Here is a 21,388-nt window from a genome sequence, read left to right on the forward strand (position 1 = left end):
CCTTTTTACTCAAACGCGGTGAAGCCATAGCCCTGGCTCACGTTGTAAATGCCCCAGCAGCCCAGGGTCCTGTCTTCCTCCGGCTCCCAGCCCCAGGGCATCCGCAGCCAGATCAAAAAGTCCTCCGGCAGGCTCTCCGCCGGGGTCCGGGGCGAATAAACCAAAAGCTCCTCCGCGTCCTCCAGGCCGTAGGGCTCGGAATAGACATAGCGCACGCCGTCGGCGTACTCCTCCGTCCCGTCGCCGGGGTGCTCCAGCTCCATGGACTCAATTTCCATGGACCAGGTGGTTTCGTCCACCGGCTCCGGCTGGCTGAACTTTCCGCTGAAGGCGCAGACATACCGGGTCCCGTCGGGGTAGCCCTCGCCGGAGACCCCCATGTCGGAGTCCACGAACAGCCCGGAAAAGCTGCCGTCCGTCTCAATGGTCAGTTCCGTACCCCAGGCCCCCGCCCCGCTGGAAAACAGAAAGTCCCGGGGCATGATCTCAAAGGGATTTTCAGAATTTTCGGGACTTTCGGGCTTTTCGAGCTTTTCGGGCTCTTCACGCTCCGCCCCAGGTCCCGGCTGTTCCGCCGGCCCCGCCTCCGGAGCGCCCTCTGGTTCTTTTTCGCCCTCCGGTTCTTTTCCGCCCTCCGGCCTCTCTGCCGGCTCCGAGCCCTCAGACTCTGAACCGGCGTCCTCCGCCGGAGCATGCTCTTCCGTTCCGCCGCCGGTGGTCACCACCGCCGTGCTGAACTGCGCCCCCTGCTTCCCGCAGCCCGCCAGCAGAAGCAGGCACAGCACCAGCGCCAATATGCTCGCTCTCATCCGGCCTTAATCGTGTTCCCTGGCCGCCACAAAGGCCTCGATCTCCTCGATCTGCCTTGTGGTCTCACTGACCGCGGGCCCGCCGTAGCTGCTCCGCAGGGCCATGCAGTTCTCCAGCTTCAGCGACTCGTACACGTCCGCCTCGAAGAGGTCCGAAACGGCCCGCAGCTCCTCCAAAGTCAGCTCCTCCAATGTCTGTCCCTGTTCCGTGCAGGCGGCCACCAGCTTCCCCACCGCCGTGTAGGCGTCCCGGAAGGGCATTCCCTTTTTCGTCAGGTAGTCGGCGCAGTCCGTAGCGTTGATGAAGCCCCGGCCCGCCGCCTTCCGCATGTTTGACCGCAGAACCGTCATGGTGTCCAGCATGGCCGTGAACACCGGCAGGCACAGCTCCACGGTGTCCAGGGCGTCAAAAACCGGCTCCTTGTCCTCCTGCATGTCCTTGTTATAGGCCAGAGGCAGGCCCTTCATCACCGTCAGCAGACCCATGAGGCTGCCGTACACCCGTCCGGTCTTGCCCCGGACCAGCTCGGCCACATCCGGGTTCTTCTTCTGGGGCATGATGCTGCTGCCTGTGGAATAGGCGTCGTCCAGCTCGATGAATTTGAATTCCCAGCTGCACCAGAGAATGACCTCCTCGGCAAAGCGGCTCAGGTGGGTCATGAGAATGGACAGGTCCGCCAGCAGCTCCAGGGCATAGTCCCGGTCGGATACGCCGTCCAGGGAGTTGCCCACGGGCCGGTCAAAGGCCATGGCCCTGGCCGTCCGCCAGCGGTCAATGGGGTAGGTGGTCCCCGCCAGGGCCCCGCAGCCCAGGGGGCACTCGTTGAGCCGGGCCCGGCAGTCCTCCAGACGGGTCACGTCCCGGCGGAACATGGCGGCGTAGGCCAGCAGGTGCTGGGCAAAGGAAATGGGCTGGGCCCGCTGGAGGTGGGTATAGCCCGGCATGACGGTATTCTGATGCTCCCGGGCCCGGCGGCACAGAACCGTCTCCAGCTCCAGAAGCCGGCCCACCACCGTGCCGATCTCATTCCGGACGTACATCCGGAAGTCCAGGGCCACCTGGTCGTTCCGGGAGCGGGCGGTGTGGAGCCGTTTCCCGGCGTCTCCGATGCGGCTTGTCAGCAGGGCTTCCACATTCATGTGGATGTCCTCGTTGTCCGGCGTGAATTCCACCTTCCCCGCCTCAACGTCCGCCAGAATGCCCTGAAGGCCCTGGATGATGGCCTTGGCGTCCTCCCGGGAAATCACGCCGCACTGCATCAGCATCTCCGCGTGGGCCATAGAGCCCCGGATGTCCTCGGAATACAGCCGCTGGTCGAACTGGATGGATGCGTTGAACTCGTTCACAAGGGCGTCGGTGTCCTTCCCGAATCGCCCGCCCCAAAGCTTCATGATGCTACCCCCCATGCAAGTGAATTGCGCAAGCAATTTGGAATTAGAAATGAGGAATTAGGAATTTTCCGTGTCCGCAAGTGGAAGCATTCCTAATTCCTAACTCCTAATTCCTCATTCAGTTTAAAGTTTTCCCTGCTCCCGCAGCGCCAGCACCGTATCCGGCAGGCCCCACAGGTTGATGAAGCCCGTGGCGTTGGTCTGGTCATAGGCGCTCTCGTTGAAGGTCACCAGCTCCTCGGAATACAGGCTTTCGGGAGAGGTGAGGGAGGCCGTGATGATGTTCCCCTTGTACAGCTTCAGCTTCACGGAGCCGGTGACGTGCTCCTGGGTCTTGTCGGCAAAGGCGCTGAGGGCCTCCCGCAGGGGGGTGAACCATTTGCCGTTATACACCAGGTCCGCGAAGTCAACCGCCAGCTTGCTCTTCATGTGGGCGGTATCCTTGTCAATGGTAATCATTTCCAGACACTCATGGGCCTTGTAGAGGATGGTGCCGCCGGGGGTCTCGTACACGCCCCGGTCCTTCATGCCCACCAGCCGGTTTTCCACGATGTCCAGCAGGCCGATGCCGTTCTCTCCGCCCAGCTTGTTCAGCTTCCGGATGATGTCGCTGGCCTTCATCTTCTCTCCGTCCACAGCCACAGGCACGCCCTTTTCAAAATCAATGGTCACATAGGCGGGCTTGTCGGGAGCGGTGACGGGGCTGACGCCCATCTCCAGGAAGCCGGGCTTCTCATACTGGGGTTCGTTGGCGGGGTCCTCCAGGTCCAGGCCCTCGTGGCTCAGGTGCCAGAGGTTCTTGTCCTTGGAGTAGTTGGTTTCCCGGGAGATTTTCAGGGGCACATTGTGGGCCTCGGCATAGTCGATCTCCTCGTCCCGGCCCTTGATTTCCCACTCCCGCCAGGGGGCGATGATGGTCATGTCCGGGGCAAAGCGCTTGATGGCCAGCTCAAAGCGGACCTGGTCGTTGCCCTTGCCGGTGCAGCCGTGGGCAATGGCGTCGGCCCCCTCCTTCCTGGCAATCTCCACCAGGCTCCTGGCGATGATGGGCCGGGCAAAGGCGGTGCCCAGCAGATACTGCTCATAGCTGGCGCCCATTTTCATGGAGGGGATGATGACCTCATCCACCATCTTATCGGTGAGGTCGGCAATGTACAGTTTGGACGCGCCGGTTTTGATGGCCTTTTCCTCCAGGCCCTCCAGCTCGTCGTTCTGTCCCACGTCGCCGGCCACGGCGATGATCTCCGGGTTGCCATAGTTCTCCTTCAGCCAGGGAATAATGATGGATGTATCCAGTCCTCCGGAATAGGCCAGAACGATTTTCCGGATCTCTTTCTTCTCTTTCATATCAATCACGCCTCCGAATGATTTCTCTCTGTCAGATGATGGATGGATTATACACCCAATATGAATATTTATGCAACCGTCAAACTGCACAATTTTTTGGTTTCCAATGTTCTCACAGCCGTAAAGTATGGCTGTGAGAACATTGGCCCATGACCGATGCCGCTCCACTCACGATGGGCGGCGGCAGGGCGCTCCTCCTACCTCCCTCCCCCTTCTTCTCACAGCCGTAGAGTATGGCTGTGAGAACATTGGCCCATGACCGCACCGCTCCACTCACGATGGACGGCGGCACGGCGCATCCTCTTTTCCCCTCCCGCTTCCCCCGGCCCGTCCCCTATGGACGGCGGCATGGCGGTGCCTCGCCCGACGAAAACCGGCCAATCTTACAGAAATGTAAGATACTGCCCCAAACTGTAAGCTGAATCCATGGATTCCCGCCCCGGGGTCTGCTACAATGGTACCAGAATCCAACAGGAGGAACATCATCATGTCTTTACTGCAAGTACAGCATCTGCAAAAAATCTACACCACCCGCTTCGGCGGCGCCCAGGTCACGGCCCTGGCGGACGTGAATTTCTCCGTGGAGCCCGGGGAATATGTGGCCATCATGGGCGAATCCGGCTCCGGCAAGACCACCTTATTAAATATCCTGGCGGCCCTGGACCGGCCCACCGCCGGCGAGGTCTTCCTCAACGGCAAAGCCCTCTCCGACATCCGGGAGCGGGACCTGGCGGCCTTCCGCCGGTCCCATCTGGGCTTCGTGTTCCAGGACTTCAATCTGCTGGATACCTTTTCCCTTCAGGACAATATCTTTCTGCCCCTGGTGCTGGCGGGGACGGACTACCGGGAGATGAAAAAGACCCTTCAGCCCATCGCCCGGCAGCTGGGCATTGAGCAGATCCTGTCCAAATATCCCTATGAGGTTTCCGGCGGCCAGAAGCAGCGGGCGGCGGTGGCCCGGGCCCTCATCACCCGGCCCCAGATCATTCTGGCCGACGAGCCCACCGGGGCCCTGGACTCCCGGGCCTCGGACAACCTGCTGGAGCTCTTCGGGGAGATCAACGCCGGGGGCCAGACCATCGTCATGGTCACGCACTCGGTCAAGGCCGCCAGCCACGCCGGGCGGGTCCTCTTCCTCCGGGACGGGCAGGTCTACCACCAGCTCTACCGGGCGGGCCAGTCCCCCGAGGCGCAGTTCGCCAAAATTTCCGACACCCTGACGGTGCTGACGCAAGGCGGTGAGCCCCGTGCGTAAATCCGGTTTCTTTCCCCGGCTGGCTCTGGTGAACCTGGTTCGGAACGGGCGGTTCTACGGGCCTTATATCCTCTCCTGCATGGTGACGGCAGGGATGTACTACATCCTGAAATTCCTGGAGCACAACGAGGGTCTGGACACCGTCCGGGGGGCCATGTACCTCAAGAGCTTCGCCAACGTGGGCTGTCTGGTGGCGGCGGGCCTGTCGGCGGTGATCCTGCTCTACGCCAACAGCTTCGTCATGAAGCGCCGCCAGCGGGAGCTGGGCCTGTACAATGTCCTGGGCCTTGAAAAGCGGCACATCGCCCGGATGTGCCTGTGGGAAACCCTGTTCTGCGCCGCCTCCTCCATTCTGGGCGGCATCCTTCTGGGCATTTTATTCAGCAAGCTCACTCTGCTGGTGCTGCTGAAGCTGGTTCGGGTCCCCGTCCAGTTTGGCATGGAAATCTCCCTTCCGGGCATTCTGGAGACGGCGAAGCTCTTCGGCGTTCTGTTTCTGCTGACCTTGGGGCAGAACCTGTTCCGTCTGGGCCGGTCCCGGCCCATGGAGCTGCTCCGCAGCGCCTCCGCCGGAGAGCGGGAGCCCCGGACCCGCTGGCTGCTGGTGCTTCTCGGCGTGCTGACCCTGGGGGGCGGCTATTTTCTTGCCGTGGCCACGAAAAACCCCATCGACGCCATGCTGCTGTTTTTCATCGCGGTGTTCCTGGTCATCATCGGCACCTACTGCCTCTTCACAGCCGGCTCCGTCGCCCTTTTGAAGCGCCTCCGGGCCAATCCGAAGTTCTATTACCAGACCCGGCACTTCACCGCCGTCTCCGGCCTGCTCTACCGGATGAAGCAGAACGCCGTGGGTCTGGCCAGCATCTGCATCCTCTCCACCATGGTGCTGGTGACGGTGTCCACCACCATTGCCATGAACATCGGCCTGGAAAACAGCCTGAATGAGATGTTCCCCTATGATATTGAGTTCATTCAGGACCTGGAGAACCAGCCCGGTGACCCCATGGAGAACATGAGGCAGATTCATGCCGCCGTTGAGGGCTCCGGGGGCTTTACGGACTCCCGGTACTACACCCGCTACTGGTGCTACTGCGGCGTTCGGGGCAACGAGATCGCCCTGAATCTGGACCAGGACTGCGTCCGGATCATGGTGGAGGTGGTGACGGCGGAGGACTACGCCCGCCTCACCGGCAAAAGCGTCATCCTGGCCCCGGACGAGGTGCTGGCCTGCCCCCAGCATCTGGGAGACTTTCCGGCAGACTTCACTGTCTCCGCCCGCTTTGGCGAACCGGGCCTGTCCTTACACGTCCGGGAGACGGTGACGGAGACCGTTCGCTATGGCAGCACCATCCTGCTGGGCAGCGACGAGGCCCGCCTGTTTCTGGTGGCGGCGGACCAGGCGGCGGCGGAGCGCATCATGGACCTGGATACCTCCCGCAGCGCCCGGCAGTTCCGGATTCAGATGAATTTGGCCGGAAACGGCTTTGAGGAAAAGATGGACCAGACGGAGCGGCTTGTGTTCGAGCTGAGCAAGCGGGACGATGGCGTGAGCTTCACCAGCAAGCAGGACAATGCCCAGGAGTTCTACGCCATGTACGGCGGGTTCCTGTTCCTGGGGGTCTTCCTGGGGCTCCTCTTCCTGCTGGCCACGGTGCTTATCATCTACTACAAGCAGATTTCCGAGGGCTACGAGGATCAGAAGCGCTTCCAGATTCTCCGGCAGGTGGGCATGACGGAGCAGGAAATCCAGGGCTCCATCCACGCCCAGATTCTTCTGGTGTTCTTCCTGCCCCTGGGGGCGGCGGGGCTCCATATCCTGATGGCCTTCCCCATGCTCTCGAAAATGCTGGAGCTGTTCAACCTCTTCGACGTGAAGCTCTTCGCCCTCTGCACGGCGGGGACCCTGGCGGCGTTCTGCCTGATCTACGCCCTGGTCTTCCTGCTGACGGCCCGGACCTACAGCCGCATCGTAGGGAGTACGGACCGCCGCTGAAGCCATGCCCAGCCTGCCGGAAAATCTCTCCGGCAGGCTGGGCGGGTTTTCAAGGTCCCCAAAAGGGAAGTCCCGTCTCCCGAAAACCCGTTATCATTGGAAGAACAGGCGGGCACAGAGGCCCGCCCCTGCAGGCGTTCCTGCAGGGCTCAGGCGTAAATCCCGGCAAAACCCCCGGCGGACCGCCGGCGGCAATTTTGAAGCCTGCGGTCCGGGAATCTTACAAAACTGTCAGATTTCAGAACGGCTTTCATCCCATCGCCCTGTCCGCGACATGTTTCCCATGGATTCCTGGATATTCCGGAGGATTTCAATGATTTTTCTCACAAAATGAAACACTCTGCCTTTTTGAACCGTCTTATCAATGGGGGGTTGACAGGCCGTATTAACTGTATTATAATACCTAATACGGTAATACAATATTCGGGCTTTTGAAAAATCCCCTTGTATTTTTGAAGAAATCCGGCAGGCTGTCCCGTATGATACACAGACACGCAGGGACGAGCAGAAATGAGGTAGCTATGAAAATCCTGATGACATCCGACTGGTACAGCCCCGCCGTCAACGGCGTGGTGACCTCTGTCAAGAACTTAAAGAAGGAGCTGGAGCGCCGGGGCCACGAGGTCCGGGTGCTGACCCTCTCCCAGACCCGCCGCAGCTGGGAGCAGGACGGCGTGACGTATCTCGGTTCCGTGGCGGCGGGCCTGATTTATCCCGGCGCACGCCTGCGGACGGCCCTGGCGGGGAAATGGGTCCGGGAGCTGGTGGCCTGGGGGCCCGACGTGGTCCACTCCCAGTGCGAATTCTCCACCTTCTTCCTGGCCCGGCGCATCGCCCAGGAGCTGGGTATTCCCCTGGTCCATACGTATCACACAGTCTATGAGGACTACACCCATTATTTTTCCCCCAGCGTGCATTTCGGCAAAAAGGCCGCCGCCGTCTTTACCCGCTGGGCGGCCTCCCACACCGACTGTCTGATCGCCCCCACCGGCAAGGTGCGGATGCTCCTTCAGAGCTACGGCGTGGAGAAGCCCGTCTTCGTGGTGCCCTCGGGCATCGACCTGCGGCCTTTCCAGAGCGAGGCGGACCCTCTGCGGTCGGCGGTGCTCCGGTCCAGCCTGGACATTCCCCAGGACAGGACGGTGCTGGTATGCGTGGGCCGTCTGGCGGAGGAGAAAAATATTGAGGAGCTCCTCCGCTTCCGGGCCAACCTGGGCCCCGGCAGATACACGCTGCTGCTGGTGGGAGACGGCCCCCACCGCCGGGAACTGGAGGAGACCGCCGCCGGTCTGGGCCTGACGGCGCCCGACGCAATTTTTGCCGGCATGGTGCCGGCGGACCAGGTGGCGGACTGGTACCGGCTGGGGGACCTGTTTGTCAGCGCCTCTACCAGCGAAACCCAGGGTCTGACCTATGCCGAGGCCCTGGCCGCCGGGGTGCCGGTGCTGTGCCGGGCGGACCCCTGTCTTGCCGGCGTGGTCCGGGAGGGGGAAAACGGCTGGCAGTACCGGGACGAGGCGGATTTTCGGAAGAAGCTGGACGCCTTCCTGGCTGCGCCCCACCACCGGGACCGGCTGAGCCGCCAGGCCCGGCAGTCGGCGGAGGAGTTTTCTGCCCGGCTTTTCGGGGAGCGTGCCGAGGCCATCTATCTGGACCGGATTGAGCGTTGCGCGGCAAGGAGGATTCCGGCATGAATCAACCGATTGAGAAGAAAGCTTTGCAGGCCGTCTCTCTGGCCGGATTCATCATCTGTGTGGCAGTGGCGGTCTGGGGCTGGCAGACGGGTGTCCTGACCTCCCAGGAAAAGCTTCAGGCGCTGGTGACCCAATGGGGGCCCGCCGGGGCGCTGCTGTTTACCGTGTTCCAGGCGGTGCAGGTGGTGGTGCCCATCCTGCCGGGTGGCCTGGGCTGTCTGGTGGGGGTGATCCTCTTCGGGCCTGTCTGGGGCTTCGCCTATAACTACGCGGGCATCTGCGTGGGGTCCCTCATGGCCTTCGCCGTGGCCCGGAGCTGCGGGAAGCCCCTGCTGAGCCTGCTGTTCTCCGAGGAGCTCATTGCCAAATACCGCCACTGGACCGAGGAGCGCAACCGCTTCGCCCGGCTCTTCGCCCTGGCCATCTTCCTGCCGGTGGCGCCGGACGACTTCCTGTGCTATCTGGCGGGCACCACCGATATGAGCTGGCGGAGCTATACCGCCATCATCCTCCTGGGCAAGCCCTTTGCCATCGCCCTGTACAGCCTGGGCCTCACTGCCGTCTGGCAGATGATTGTCCATTGACGGGGACCTGTCTTCGGCAGTGCCAGGTGTTGAGAAAACGGGCCGGGACAGAGCCCGGCCCCTACAAAAGTCTCCAGATGGCGTATTCTCCTTCATCTCTTTGAAGATTTTTCCGTTATGATTTGACGGTTTTTGTGAAAAACTGAACGCAGAACGAAAAGACGGGGATATCCCAGGTAACTTCCCGTGTCCCAGCCGCGTGGGGCTTGCTCCCGCAACCACCAGTCCAAAACGCGGCACTAAAAAGAGGGGGCCCGGGGGATTCTTCCCCCGGCGCGGCACGGAAAAGGGAAACCTTCCGGAAACTCCCAGGTGCCAGCCGCGTGGAACCAACCCCCGCAAGCGCCAATCCGAAGCGGCACAAAAAAAGAGGTGTTTTCCGGAAGCTCCCAAATTCCAACCGCGTGGGTCCGGCTTCCGCAAATGCCAATCCCAAACGCGGCACAAAAAAGGGGATTCTTCCCCCGGCGCGGCACAAAGAAGAGGGAACTTCCCGGAAGCTCCAAGACCTTAGCCGCGTGGGGCTGGCTCCCGCAACCACCAGTCCGAAACGCGGAGCAAAAAAGGGGGGCTTTCCGGAAGTCCCCAGATTCCAGCCGCGTGGGACCAGCTCCCGCAAGCGCCAGTCCGAAACGCGGCACCAAAAAGAGGGGGCCCGGGGGATTCCTCCCCCGGCGCTTGGATTCGTGCGCCCAAAATCAGGCCGTATCGACAAAAACAGGCGGGCCGCACACCTGGAACCAAAGCGGCAGCCGCAGCGTGAAACCGCTGGGGCGTGGAGGCTGTATGAGCATTTACATTTACAGCGGCGGGGAAAAGCTCGTCGGCAAAAGCGGCGTGGGACAGGCCATCCGCCAGCAGCGGGAATGCCTGCGGCGCTCCGGCATCCCCACCACGGACCACTGGACCAGGGACGCTGCCGCCGTCCACGTCAACACCATCCTGCCGGACTCCGTGCTGGCGGCCCTGGGAGCCAAGCTCCGGGGCCGGAAGGTGGTCTGGTACGGCCATTCTACCATGGAGGACTTCCGTTCCTCCTTCCGGGGCTCCGACGCCCTGGCGCCGCTGTTCCGCCGCTGGATCACCTTCTGCTACGGGCTGGGGGACGTGGTGCTGACCCCCACGGACTACTCCCGCCGCCTCCTGGAGGGCTACGGCCTCACCAAGCCGGTCTACAGCCTTTCCAACGGCGTGGACACCGGCTTCTTCCGCCCCGACCCCTCGGGCCGTGCCCGCGAGCGCTTCCGGACCCGCTGGGGTCTGGGCCCGGAGGAACGGACGGTGGTCTCCGTGGGCCACACCATCGCCCGGAAGGGCCTGCCGGAATTCCTGGACCTGGCCCGCAGCCTTCCCGACGTCCGCTTCCTCTGGTTCGGCTGGACCAGCCCCAAGCTGATCCCGCCGGAGATCACCCGGGCCATGGACAGCGCCCCGTCCAACGTCCTCTTCCCCGGCTTCGTGGACCGCGAAGCCCTGCGGGAGGCCTATCAGGGCGCGGACGTCTTCGCCTTCCTCAGCCATGAGGAGACCGAGGGCATCGTGGTGCTGGAGGCCCTGGCCTGCGGCATTCCCGCCGTCCTCCGGGACATCCCGGTTTATGACGGCTGGCTGACCCATGGCGAGAATATCTACAAAGCGTCAAATCAAGACGAATTTCTACAGACCGTATCCGGTCTGCTGGCGGGAACCCTGCCGGACCTCACCGCCGGCGGGCTGGCCGTGGCGGAGTCCCGGAGTCTGGAGCAGGTGGGCCGGGAGCTCCGTGAGATTTACCGCCGGGAACGCATCCTGCCGCCTCTGCCGGCGGCCCTGCCCCAGAAGCAGGCCAAGGCCTGAACCAGGGGTCCAGATGAAATACAGAGCGGATTGTCCAACTCAGACAATCCGCTCTGTATTTTTATGTCTCGGGAACCGGCCCGTCGGGCAGGATATCCTGGTTCATGTGGGCTTCTTCGCCGTCCCGAAGGGCCTCCAGGAGCACCTGCATCCCCCGGATGCCCTGTCCCGCCTCGAAGGCGTCCACCGCGTCCTCTATCACGCCGAACAAATGAAAATAGAGCTCCCGATAGGTCATGACGATCACCTCATGGATATTCTAGCGAAATTTTCGCTAGAATGCAATAGCGAATTTTTCGCTGCCGTAAGCTTTTCCATGAGGTGAGTGCATGAAACCCTATTCCCGCATTCGGGCATTTCGAGAAGACAAGGATCTGACGCAGGTGCAGATCGCAAAAATACTGCTGTGCAGCCAGCGGGTTTACAGCAACTATGAGCGGGGAGATATCGACATTCCTACGGACGTCCTGAAAAAGCTGGCCCAGCTCCACCACACCAGCGTGGACTATCTCCTGGAGCTCACCGACGACCCCAGGCCCTACCCCCGCAGGCGGGCCGGCCGGTAAGAGAACCCGCCTGCGGATTTTCCCCTGTTCCGGCATGCCGCGCCGAAGAGCCAACAGCCCCCGGCGGTTCCGGCGAAAAACAGCCTGAAGGCCCCGGGGCGGGCGCTTCAGGCTCTTGGGCTGTGGGATGGGTTTTTTGGTTTTGCATCCGCCGCCGGGTTTCGATGAACTTCGATGGGCGTCCTTCGGGGTCCGCGCCAATGCGTCCGTTCACACGCGGCAGCCGGAGGCGCTTCGTCCGGGCCGGTACGGACCAAAGCCGCCCTTCATCCCTCTGTCCCCCGGGACGGATTCAGAACCTGTATTCAAAGCCCGGGGATGCCGGATGGGCGAGGATTTTTCCCGTCGGACAAGAAGATTTTTCGCGCCCGCGGCAATCCTGACGGATTCCAAGAGAAACCGGCGCGGTATGGCGGGAAAAAGCCCCCTGGGACAGCGTTCAAGGGCTGTGAATGCAGGTTCTCAGCTCAGCTCCAGCCTGATCTGCTCCCCGCCGGGGAGCAGCGCCGGGTCTTGTTCCTCCGCCAGCTCCCGGATTTTGCTGGGGAACAGGACCCTGACCCCGGGCTCATCCCGCAGGAGGTCCTGGTTGAGACCAAAGAGGGGCTTGTCGAAGTCCTGTTCCTTGTTGTACATCACATAGCGGCCGGTTCGGTACTTTTTTGCCGACTCCATGGCATACCGGGAACCGCTGTCCCCCTCGCCCCGGCGGTGGCTGGCAATGAGAATCACCGCCTTGGTAAACAGGGCCTGAAGCCGGTCCCGGTCCGTGAAGCGCTTGACGGACTCGTTTCTGCCGGCGGCTTCCTTGGCATACTCTGTCAGCAGCAGCCCGTCCGCCTCCGCAATCTGCTCCGCCAGGGGCCGGTTCTGGGCGGGGTAAATCTTCCCCAGCTGGCTGGGCAGAATGGCAATGGTCTTCCCGTTTTTCTCCAGACACATCTGATGGGCGGCGGCGTCGCAGCCCTTCGCCAGGCCGCTGACAATGGTCAGACCCTCCTCCGTCAGGCGGCCGACAATGGCCCGCTCCCGTTCCCGCACAGCCTCGTCCGGGTCGACGGCCCCGATGACCGCCACGTTCCGGTTCAGGTCCCCCAGCAGAGAGACGTTCCCCCGGTAAAACAGCAGGAAGGGCCGTTCCCCCATGGGGGCGGCAGGGTTGAGGACGGGAAACGCTTCGTCAAAGGGGCAGATCATGCCGTCCGCCCCGGGGAGAGGCGTGCCGGCAGTGAACAGGTCCGTCAGCGCCTCCAGCGTCTCGCCGTGGGCCCGGGCCTCCCGCTCCAGGTCCCCTGGCGTCGGGAAGCGCTTCCAGCACTGGGCATTGGTCATGTGCAGAACCTCTTTGACCAGATAGGCGTACAGGGCGGCGTTGGAGAAGTTCAGGCTCATATTCAGGTGGTCTCCTTCCTGGGTGCTGTGCAGGAGAGGGTGAAGAGAATAACCCTTGCCGCTCCCGCGTCATAGAGGGCCTGGATGCAGTCCTCATCAATATAGACGCCGCCGGTATAGATATCGTCCACCAGCAGAATATCCCGCCCCCGAATCAGGCCGGCGTCAATCTCACAGGTCCTGTTGGTGATGCCGGGATAGGGCTTGTCGCCGGTGTTGACCTCCCGGCCTCCGCCGGCGGTGACCCGCTCCGTCCGGTCCGGCAGATGGGTGGTCCTGGTGCTGACCACCCGGCGGACGGCCCCGGCTCCGTCGGTGACGCCTCTGTCCGCCAGGGCCTGCGCCGCCTCGGACACGGCCTTCAGCAGATACATCTGGGTGTCCGTGTAGGTGTCGAAGGCCTTGGCCCTGGGGATGCAGACCATGGTGCAGGCCCGCATATTCATCCGGCGCATCACCTCCGGGGCCCACCGCACCAGAATGTCCCTGGCGGTCTCCTTGGCGGCGTTCAGGGTTTCGAGGGATTCGTTGTCAAAGGTGTTTTTCAGGTCCAGGATAAACTGCGGATTGTCCGGGTCGTCAAAACGGAGATAGTCCAAGACATAAAAGCAGACGGAGTTTCTTTTGAGAAAGCTGCCGGGCCACAGCTCGCGCAGTCTCAGCTTTTCAGGATTACTCATCATCAGTACCTCCCTGACAGTCGTCGCGGGGTCTCCGCGGATACTGTCAGTTTAGCACGCTTTTCGCCGCAATGCAAGGGGCGGAAGGGTTTGGGGCGCGTCCGCTCACGCGTTTTACAGCGGGGATGCCCTGTAGGGAAGGGGCTCTGTCCCCTCCCGTTCTTCCGGCTCTCCATGCGTTCGGGGAAGGGGACAAAGCCCGGCCCCTACTGCCAATCGGGCACTCCCACGGGTTGGCGGAAGGGCCGCAAAAATTACGGCTCAGGCCAAAAGGCGGCCCGGCGGTCAGCCCAGAACCCGCAGAAGGTTCTCCCGGGCAATCCCCTCCCGCTCCCGGGCGCTCATGCCCAGCCGCTCCAGCTCCCGGAAGAAGGCCGGGACGCCGGAGCAGTCCTCCAGACCCCGGGCCCCGTCGTTCCCCGGGCCCATAAACTCGCAGAAGTCGAAGCCGCAGGCCACGTGCTCCGCCCCCATCACCTCTGCCATATGGGCGGCATGGCGAGCCAGCATTTCCGCCGTCTGGCCCTCCGGGGCGGCGTGGACGAAGCCGTGATAGACGTTCAGCCCCACAACGCCGCCCCGGTCCCGGATGGCCCGGAGCTGTTCGTCCGTCAGATTCCGGGGCACGTCGCAGAGGCGGCGGCAGTTGGAGTGGGAGGCGATCACCGTGCCCCCGGCGGCGTCCAGCAGGTCCCAGAAGCCCGCCTCGTTCAGGTGGGACGCATCAGGCAGGACGCCCAGGTCCTCCATCCGCCGGACCGTCCGCCGCCCCAGGTCCGTCAGGCCCTTCCGGGGGTCCTGGGCCGCCCCGGCGGCAAAGGGGTTTTCCTCGTTCCAGGTCAGCATTCCCGTCCGGAGTCCCAGCCCCGCCAGACGGTCCAGGTCCTCCGGACCCTCCAGGGCCTCCATGCCCTCGATGCAGAGGAAGGCGTAGAGCTTCCCCGCGGCGCGGGCGGCCTCCGCCTCCTCCCGGGTGCGGACCGCCGCCAGCCAGGGGCACTCCGCCAGCTCCGCCCGGGCGCAGTCCAGCATGATGCCCAGACGCTCCGCGGCGCCGCCGGCCTCCGGCACCTCCTTCCAGAAGGTCTCGTTATGGGGCCCCGTGCCGTACCACAGGGCCAGCACCAGCCCCTCCACGCCGCCCCGGCGGAGGCGGTCCAGGTGCCGCCGCTCCAGCACCCGGGTCTCCCCTGCGAGACGGCGGCGGGTCACGTCATATAGAAGATCGGAATGTCCGTCCAATACGGTCAATTGAAAAACCCCCTTCGGCCCCTGTGAGGGGCGCTGTTCTCCACCAGTATAGCACGCCGGTGCGGCGGCGGGAAGGGGAATTTTGCGCCGGGGGCGGGAAATGGCCTGGTCTGGGAACCAGGCCCCACAGGGTGTTCTGCCAATAGAAGAAGTGCGGGAGCCGGCCCCGGTCAAGCAGTCCGGCCGTTGACAGACAACGCCCCGACTGGTATGATGACAGCAAATCAGCACTGAGGCCGGGGCCCAAACCCGGCGGAACGGGAGGCACGCATGAATATTCAATGGGACGCGGAGAAATACGGCTCGGACTTCTCCTTTGTACAGCAGTACGGCGGCGGCGTGGCGGAGCTGGTGGACCCCGTGGCCGGGGGAACGCTGCTGGACCTGGGCTGCGGAAACGGGGCCCTGACAGCCCGGCTGCGGGACAGGGGCTTTCGGACCATGGGGCTGGAGGCCTCGCCGGAGCAGCTGGCCCTGGCCCGGAGGAGCTGGCCGGACATCCCCTTTTTCCAGGGGGACGCGGCGGATTTCTCCCTGCCGGAGCCGGTGGACGCCGTGTTTTCCAACGCGGTGTTCCACTGGATTGACGCCGCCCGCCAGCCGGACCTGCTGCGCTGCGTCCACGCCGCCCTGAAGCCCGGCGGGCAGTTCGTGTTCGAGTTCGGCGGGGCCGGGAACAACCGGCTGATTCACGGGGCCCTGGCGGAGACCTTCGCCCGGCGGGGGCTGCCCTATCGGAACCCCTTCTACTTCCCCACCGTGGGGGAATACGCCGGGCGGCTGGAGGCGGCGGGCTTCCGGGTCCGCCTCGCTCTTCTCTTCGACCGGCCTACCCGCCTCGCCGGGGACCGGGGGCTGGAGGACTGGATGGCCATGTTTTTGAAGACTCCGCTGGCCGCCCTTGAGACGGAGGAAGAGAAACGGGATGTGCTGAGAGAGACGGCGGCGGCGCTCCGAAACGATTTGTGCCGGGACGGGGTGTGGTACGCCGACTATGTGCGGCTGCGGATGAAGGCCATACGGCTGTGAATGCGAAAGGGGGAAGCGCTGTGAAAAACCACTCCTACAGGCAGAGCCTGAAGCTGAAAAGCAGGACGGCGGACCCGGCGGCGCTGAAGCTGCTGCGGAAATGGTTTCCGGACCTGTCCCTGCTGGAGCTGAGGCGGAGGATACAGGCGCATGAAGCCGTCTATCTCACCGACGCGGAACCATTCCTCCGGGACGGAACCCGGAAGCTGGCACAGCTGGTGAAGGAATGCGGCGCCGCCGGGATTGAAACGGAGCTCTGCGAGGAGGTCCGGAGCGGCGGCGTCTGGCGGTCCCAGCCCATGAGCCGGACGTATTTTCAAAATTCCCTCCGGCGGTTCCGGGAGATTGAGCGGGAGACGCTGATAGACATTGAGCGGGAGACAGAGGGCTTCGTCAGCCCGGAGGCCCTGGCGGACATCGAGGCGGAGACGGCGGAGCACTGGGACGGGGCGGACCTGGAGCTCTGACACCCGCCTCCCGGGCCTCCGGAGGCGGCGGGCCTTCCCGGAGGAAGGCGGCCCCTCCGGGTCTTCCGCCGGGAGGGCGCGAAAACCGGCTGTGTAAAGGAAAATATTTTTACATTCCCGGCAGTTTCCCCCTTGACTTTTCGGCCGGGATGCTGTAAACTGAATTCACTTTGTAAAGGCGCACGGCTTTACATGAAAAGGAGGAGCGGGCTCATGAAGAACCAGACCTACCGCATGACGATGCTCTTCGACTTCTACGGCGAGATTCTGACGGAGCGGCAGAGGGAGTTTTTCGACCTCTACTACAACGAGGACCTGTCCCTGGCGGAAATCGCGGAAAACGCCGGCATCTCCCGGCAGGGGGTCCGGGACGTCATCGTCCGGGCCGAGGCCGCCATGCAGGAGGTGGAGGACCGCACCGGCATCATCCGGCGGTTCGAGGCCCAGCGGCCCCACCTGGACGCGATTCTGAGAGCCGCCGCCGAAATAAAAACCATCAACTACCGCCAGTATGACAACGCCCGGCTCACGGAGCTGGCGGATTTGATCCGCGGAGAGGCCTCCGCGCTGAGGGAATGAGCTTATGGCATTTGAAGGATTAACCGAAAAACTGAACGCCGCGTTCAAGCGCCTCCGGGGCAAGGGACGCCTGACGGAAAACGACGTCCGGGAGGCCATGCGGGAGGTCCGCCTGGCCCTGCTGGAGGCCGACGTCAGCTACAAGGTGGTCAAGGAGTTCGTCGCCACGGTGACCGAGCGGGCCGTGGGCAGCGACGTGCTGGACAGCCTTACCCCGGCGCAGCAGGTGGTGAAAATCGTCAACGAGGAATTGACGAAGCTGATGGGCGGGGCCAACGCCCGGATTACCATGGCAAACTCCGGTCCCACCATTGTGATGATGGTGGGTCTCCAGGGCGCGGGCAAAACCACCACCACGGCAAAGCTGGGCGGGCTGATGCGCCGGCAGTACCAGAAGCGGCCGCTTCTGGCCGCCTGCGACGTGTACCGTCCCGCCGCCATCGAGCAGCTGAAGGTGGTGGGCGGCCAGATGGACCTGCCGGTTTTTGAGCAGGGACAGGGCGACCCGGTGAAGATCGCCGAGAACGCCATCCGCCACGCCAGAGACCACGGCAGCGACATGGTGTTCCTGGACACCGCGGGCCGGCTCCATGTGGACGAGAATCTGATGGACGAGCTCAGGCGGATGAAGGCCGCCGTCCATCCCAACGAAATTCTGCTGGTGGTGGACGCCATGACCGGTCAGGACGCGGTAAACGCCGCCGCGGCCTTTGACGAGGCTCTGGGCGTCGACGGCGTGATTCTCACGAAGCTGGACGGCGACGCCCGGGGCGGCGCGGCCCTGTCCATCCGGGCGGCCACGGGGAAGCCCGTCAAGTTCGCCGGCACCGGCGAGAAGCTGGACATGATCGAGCCCTTCCACCCGGACCGCATGGCCTCCCGCATTCTGGGGATGGGCGACATGCTCTCCTTCATCGAGAAGGCCGAGCAGGCCTATGACGAAAAGCAGGCCGCCAAGCTGGAGGAAAAACTGCGGAAAAACCGCTTCACCCTCCAGGACTACTACGACCAGCTCCAGCAGCTCAAGGGCATGGGCGATCTGAGCCAGCTGCTGGGCATGATGCCGGGAGGACTGGGCAAGCAGATGCAGGGGGCGTCCATCGACGAGAAAATGATGTCCCGCACCGAGGCCATCATCCTCTCCATGACCCCCCTGGAGCGGGAAAACCCCCAGATTCTGAACGCCAGCCGGAAAAAGCGCATTGCCGCCGGCTGCGGTCTGGAGGTGGTGGACGTAAACCGCCTGCTGAAGCAGTTCGACATGATGCAGCAGCTCACCAAGCAGATGAGCAAGAGCCGGATGCCCCAGCTGGGGGGCTTCGGCGGAATGAAAAACCCCAGGCTTCACGGCTTCGGCCGGAAAAAGCGGTTCCGTTAATAAAGCGCTATAAGTGCGGAGCATTGGAAGGCTTTCAGCATTTATAATAAATCAACAACTATTTTAAATCTTGGAGGTACACACGCTATGGTCAAAATCAGACTGCGCCGCATGGGCGCGAAGAAGGCTCCCTTCTACCGGGTTGTCGTTGCCGACTCCCGCTTCCCCCGGGACGGCCGTTTCATCGAGGAAATCGGCACCTATAATCCCTGCGTCTCCCCCGCTGAAATCAAAATCGACACCGAGCGGGCCCAGGCCTGGATCAAGTCCGGCGCCCAGCCCACCGACACCGTCAGAGCGCTTCTGAAAAAGCTGGAAGTCCTCTGATCCGGAGGACGGCGCATGAAGGACTTGCTGCTCTACATCGCCAGGAACCTGGTGGACAATCCCGACGCGGTCTCCGTCACGGAGGTCCCCGGAGCGCAGGAGCTGACTCTGGAGCTGCGGGTGGCCCCCGAGGACATGGGCAAGGTCATCGGCCGGCAGGGCCGCATCGCCAAGGAAATCCGGACGGTCATCCGGTCCTACGCCCAGCGTACCGGCACAAGGGTTTCTGTGGACATTGTGGACTGAGAACGAAAAACCGGAAAAACCAGGAACGGCTGTCCGTTCCTGGTTTTTTTGCTTTTTGGCTTTTTGGCTTTTTGGCGCTTTTTAGGCTTTTGGGGACTTTTTCGGACCTTTTCCGGCTTTTCCTGATTTCCCGCGTTTCGCCCGGGGGATGGGACGGCCGGACTTCAATCCAGGTCACATGGGACGGCGGCCAGAAACGTCACCGGCGCGTCGGGGCTGGGCGGGCCCTCCTCCGGGTCATACCTGTAGGAATAGACCAGAATCGCGGCGTTGCAGGGCCGTTCCAAGCCCCGCGGAAACAGCTTTTTCAGCTCCGGACCGATGGCCGTGCCTTCGGAATAATGGCGGACCAGCGCTTCCGGGTCCGCAGTCAGTTCGTGCACGCTGCGCTCCGAAAAATCCGTGTCAAAGGGGTAGATATCGCACCCGCCGAAAAAATCCCGGCTGAAAGCAGGAATGTCACACCCGGCCGCACCGTCGAAATAGTCCCTTAACATCTGCTCCGTTTCAAAGACGCCTGCCCACACAGACACAATGCCTTCCTGTTCCATTGACCATGCTCCTTACTTCCCGGTGGGGTCCTCCTCGGTGGGGCTGGGGACGGGGTGCTCCCTGTGCTCCACCATGGCCCGGATCAGCTCCACCGTGCCCCCCAGACCCAGGAAGCTGCTGTTGAGACAGCAGTCGTAGCTGTCCACCGCGCCCCACCTCTGAGAGGAATAATACTCATAGTAGGAGGCCCGGCGCTTGTCGGTCTTGAGAATCAGCGCCCTGGCCTTCTCCGGCGTCAGGCTCTGCCGCTTCGCCACCCGGCGGATGCGGTCCTCCAGAGGCGCGTGGATGAAGAGGCTCAGGTGGTTGGGGTCGCTGGCCAGGGCATAGTCCGCGCAGCGTCCGATGATGACGCAGGGGCCCTGCTCCGCAATCTGGCGGATGGTGTTGAAGGTGGCCAGATAGACCTGCTGCTCCAGGGATTCCCCCGCCCCGGCCCCCGGCAGGGAAAACATATAGGAATCCATGGCGATGGAGTACAGAAGGCTCTTGGGCCGCTCGTCGAAGTTTTCCAGAATTTTTTCGCACAGGCCGCTTTTCCTGGCGGCCTCCCGCAGGATTTCCTTATCATAAAAGGGGATGCCCAGCTCCTTCGCAACGCGGATGCCCACTTCCTTGCCGCCGCTACCGAACTGCCGGCCAATGGTGATGATGGTTTTCATAGGGGGACCCTCCTTTCCTTGGCAGTTCTATTATATTCCAAAATGCAGGCACCGTCAAATAAAACTTCGCGCCCCGCCGCCAATCCGGCCTCCCGGCCGGCCCCCGGGCTTCCATTCGTCAGGATGCCAAATTTTAGGACAAAAATTTGGCATCCCCGGACCGCCCCTTTGGCTTGCCAGGCTTTTCAGGCTGTGGTATCGTAGAACAATCAAGATTCCGGTCCGTAGAAAACGAGAACCGCTGAAATAAAAACACAGGGGGCGCGGCTATGCTGGTTTTGGATTTTATCAATGTGGGCAACGGAGATTCCATTCTGGTCCGGGAGCTGGAGGGCGGGGCGCTTCGCTTCTCCATGCTGGTGGACTGCGGGCACGACAACCTGATCCGGGATGACCATCCCGCTCCCACGGACCCCCATTCCCGGCGCATTTACGCCGGGGACTTCCTGAAAAAAGAGGGAGTGGACCATCTGGACGTCCTTCTGGCCACCCATTACCACCGGGACCACATCGGCGGCCTGAGCCGGGTGCTGGAGGCCGCCGCGGTGGGCCAGTTCATCGCCAGCTACATCCCGCCGGAGGAAAACGGCCCCCTGGACCCCGACGGGGACAACGGCCTGCCCAAGGCCGCCCGGAACCTGCTGCGCTGTGTGGACATGTACGCCCGGGCCCTCCGGGAGCACCCGGACCGGGTGGAGGAATTCATTGAATATCCGGGGGACCGGGTGGAGCGCCTCCAGCTGACGGAGGACCTGTCCATGGACCTCATCGCCGGGGAGCCGGCCCTGTATCCCCGGCAGAAGGCAATCTACGACGCCGCCTTCCGGGGGGAGCGGAACGCCTATGACCTGATGCGCTGGACCAAGTCCATGAACATCTCCAGTCTCCGCCAGCGGCTCTATTACCACGGGAGGGAAATCGTCCTGGGAGGCGACGCCTACGGCGTCGTCTGGGACAACGACACCCTGTTCCCCTGCGACATTCTGAAGGTCCCCCATCACGCCTCCCTGGCCTCCATCAACCGCAAGGTCCTCAGCCGTCTGGCCCCCAGGACGGCGGTGGTCTGCGTGGCGGCGGGCCGGCCCGACGAGCGGCCCCATCCCTGCATCGTCTCCCTGCTTCAGGAGTACGTTCAGGACCTCCGTTTCACCGACGCCGTGGACATTCCCGGACTGGTGGAGCCGGCATTCCACGAGTCGGTCCATATCGAAATCGACTAGGGGCGAAACAGCAATACTGCACAAATCTAAAAAATCCCGGAGCGGTACGCTCCGGGATTTTTCTGTGTGTGCGCGGGACTTTTTTCTCGTTCTGGGACTTTTTGTGTGCACCAAAACTTTGGGCCGGGC

Annotated in this window: 22 protein-coding genes; 13 read left to right on the forward strand and 9 right to left on the reverse strand. The window is 62.9% G+C overall.

Annotated elements, in window-relative coordinates:
* Window positions 1-5 precede the first annotated feature (5 nt).
* From Q0063_RS07190 to Q0063_RS07200, 3 genes are all read right to left on the reverse strand, one after another.
* On the reverse strand, window positions 6-809 hold the full coding sequence (locus Q0063_RS07190; protein WP_297871295.1) for a hypothetical protein: 804 nt from the start codon (window positions 807-809) through the stop codon (window positions 6-8).
* 6 nt (window positions 810-815) lie between these two features.
* Window positions 816-2,201, reverse strand: a complete 1,386-nt coding sequence (gene argH, locus Q0063_RS07195) for an argininosuccinate lyase (protein WP_297871296.1) — start codon at window positions 2,199-2,201, stop codon at window positions 816-818.
* Between the two features lie 123 nt (window positions 2,202-2,324).
* The gene (locus Q0063_RS07200; protein ID WP_297871297.1) at window positions 2,325-3,548 is read right to left on the reverse strand and encodes an argininosuccinate synthase; all 1,224 of its coding nucleotides are present in this window, start codon (window positions 3,546-3,548) and stop codon (window positions 2,325-2,327) included.
* 487 nt (window positions 3,549-4,035) lie between these two features.
* Between Q0063_RS07200 and Q0063_RS07205 the strand changes: the two genes are divergently transcribed.
* From Q0063_RS07205 to Q0063_RS07225, 5 genes are all read left to right on the forward strand, one after another.
* Window positions 4,036-4,803, forward strand: a complete 768-nt coding sequence (locus Q0063_RS07205) for an ABC transporter ATP-binding protein (RefSeq protein ID WP_297871298.1) — start codon at window positions 4,036-4,038, stop codon at window positions 4,801-4,803.
* Window positions 4,796-6,796 carry an FtsX-like permease family protein gene (locus Q0063_RS07210; protein WP_297871299.1) on the forward strand — a complete coding sequence of 667 codons (2,001 nt, stop codon included), beginning with the start codon at window positions 4,796-4,798 and terminating at the stop codon, window positions 6,794-6,796. Before Q0063_RS07205 ends, Q0063_RS07210 begins: the two co-directional genes overlap by 8 nt.
* Before the next feature lie 521 nt (window positions 6,797-7,317).
* Entirely contained in the window at window positions 7,318-8,490 is a 1,173-nt protein-coding gene (locus tag Q0063_RS07215) for a glycosyltransferase family 4 protein (RefSeq protein ID WP_297871300.1), read from the forward strand.
* Entirely contained in the window at window positions 8,487-9,074 is a 588-nt protein-coding gene (locus tag Q0063_RS07220) for a TVP38/TMEM64 family protein (protein ID WP_297871301.1), read from the forward strand. Before Q0063_RS07215 ends, Q0063_RS07220 begins: the two co-directional genes overlap by 4 nt.
* A gap of 786 nt (window positions 9,075-9,860) precedes the next feature.
* Window positions 9,861-10,910, forward strand: coding sequence for a glycosyltransferase family 4 protein (locus Q0063_RS07225; protein WP_297871302.1), 1,050 nt, complete (start codon window positions 9,861-9,863; stop codon window positions 10,908-10,910).
* Window positions 10,911-10,971: 61 nt separating this feature from the next.
* On the opposite strand, the gene Q0063_RS07230 is transcribed toward Q0063_RS07225, so the two are convergent.
* Window positions 10,972-11,148, reverse strand: coding sequence for a hypothetical protein (locus tag Q0063_RS07230; protein ID WP_297871303.1), 177 nt, complete (start codon window positions 11,146-11,148; stop codon window positions 10,972-10,974).
* 91 nt (window positions 11,149-11,239) lie between these two features.
* Here Q0063_RS07230 and Q0063_RS07235 point away from each other — a divergent pair, with 91 nt between their 5' ends.
* On the forward strand, window positions 11,240-11,476 hold the full coding sequence (locus tag Q0063_RS07235) for a helix-turn-helix domain-containing protein (RefSeq protein WP_297871304.1): 237 nt from the start codon (window positions 11,240-11,242) through the stop codon (window positions 11,474-11,476).
* A 462-nt stretch (window positions 11,477-11,938) separates the two neighbouring features.
* On the opposite strand, the gene Q0063_RS07240 is transcribed toward Q0063_RS07235, so the two are convergent.
* The 3 genes from Q0063_RS07240 to Q0063_RS07250 all read right to left on the reverse strand — a co-directional run bounded on the left by Q0063_RS07240 (window position 11,939) and on the right by Q0063_RS07250 (window position 14,799).
* The gene (locus Q0063_RS07240) at window positions 11,939-12,868 is read right to left on the reverse strand and encodes a DNA-processing protein DprA (protein WP_297871305.1); all 930 of its coding nucleotides are present in this window, start codon (window positions 12,866-12,868) and stop codon (window positions 11,939-11,941) included.
* Between the two features lie 2 nt (window positions 12,869-12,870).
* Window positions 12,871-13,551, reverse strand: coding sequence for a hypothetical protein (locus Q0063_RS07245; protein WP_297871306.1), 681 nt, complete (start codon window positions 13,549-13,551; stop codon window positions 12,871-12,873).
* A gap of 282 nt (window positions 13,552-13,833) precedes the next feature.
* Entirely contained in the window at window positions 13,834-14,799 is a 966-nt protein-coding gene (locus tag Q0063_RS07250) for a dipeptidase (RefSeq protein ID WP_297871307.1), read from the reverse strand.
* A 270-nt stretch (window positions 14,800-15,069) separates the two neighbouring features.
* Here Q0063_RS07250 and Q0063_RS07255 point away from each other — a divergent pair, with 270 nt between their 5' ends.
* The 6 genes from Q0063_RS07255 to Q0063_RS07280 all read left to right on the forward strand — a co-directional run bounded on the left by Q0063_RS07255 (window position 15,070) and on the right by Q0063_RS07280 (window position 18,825).
* Window positions 15,070-15,828 carry a trans-aconitate 2-methyltransferase gene (locus tag Q0063_RS07255; protein ID WP_297871308.1) on the forward strand — a complete coding sequence of 253 codons (759 nt, stop codon included), beginning with the start codon at window positions 15,070-15,072 and terminating at the stop codon, window positions 15,826-15,828.
* 20 nt (window positions 15,829-15,848) lie between these two features.
* Window positions 15,849-16,295 (forward strand): hypothetical protein, encoded by a 447-nt coding sequence (locus tag Q0063_RS07260; protein WP_297871309.1) that lies wholly within the window; start codon window positions 15,849-15,851, stop codon window positions 16,293-16,295.
* 213 nt (window positions 16,296-16,508) lie between these two features.
* The gene (gene ylxM, locus Q0063_RS07265) at window positions 16,509-16,874 is read left to right on the forward strand and encodes a YlxM family DNA-binding protein (RefSeq protein ID WP_297871310.1); all 366 of its coding nucleotides are present in this window, start codon (window positions 16,509-16,511) and stop codon (window positions 16,872-16,874) included.
* A 4-nt stretch (window positions 16,875-16,878) separates the two neighbouring features.
* Complete coding sequence (gene ffh, locus Q0063_RS07270; protein WP_297871311.1) at window positions 16,879-18,252, forward strand: signal recognition particle protein; 1,374 nt, start codon at window positions 16,879-16,881, stop codon at window positions 18,250-18,252.
* 87 nt (window positions 18,253-18,339) lie between these two features.
* Entirely contained in the window at window positions 18,340-18,579 is a 240-nt protein-coding gene (gene rpsP / locus Q0063_RS07275) for a 30S ribosomal protein S16 (protein WP_297871312.1), read from the forward strand.
* Window positions 18,580-18,594: 15 nt separating this feature from the next.
* Window positions 18,595-18,825, forward strand: coding sequence for a KH domain-containing protein (locus Q0063_RS07280; protein ID WP_297871313.1), 231 nt, complete (start codon window positions 18,595-18,597; stop codon window positions 18,823-18,825).
* 164 nt (window positions 18,826-18,989) lie between these two features.
* On the opposite strand, the gene Q0063_RS07285 is transcribed toward Q0063_RS07280, so the two are convergent.
* Together Q0063_RS07285 and Q0063_RS07290 are read right to left on the reverse strand one after the other, a co-directional pair.
* A complete protein-coding gene (locus Q0063_RS07285) occupies window positions 18,990-19,376 on the reverse strand; it encodes an immunity 22 family protein (protein ID WP_297871314.1) in 387 nt (128 codons plus the stop codon).
* 12 nt (window positions 19,377-19,388) lie between these two features.
* Window positions 19,389-20,039, reverse strand: a complete 651-nt coding sequence (locus tag Q0063_RS07290; RefSeq protein ID WP_297871315.1) for an AAA family ATPase — start codon at window positions 20,037-20,039, stop codon at window positions 19,389-19,391.
* A 269-nt stretch (window positions 20,040-20,308) separates the two neighbouring features.
* On the opposite strand from Q0063_RS07290, the gene Q0063_RS07295 reads away from it, so the two are divergent.
* Window positions 20,309-21,259, forward strand: a complete 951-nt coding sequence (locus Q0063_RS07295; RefSeq protein WP_297871316.1) for a ComEC/Rec2 family competence protein — start codon at window positions 20,309-20,311, stop codon at window positions 21,257-21,259.
* The last annotated feature ends 129 nt before the right edge of the window (window positions 21,260-21,388 follow it).

This window comes from uncultured Oscillibacter sp. (assembly GCF_947654275.1).
Taxonomy (GTDB): Bacteria; Bacillota; Clostridia; order Oscillospirales; family Oscillospiraceae; genus Oscillibacter.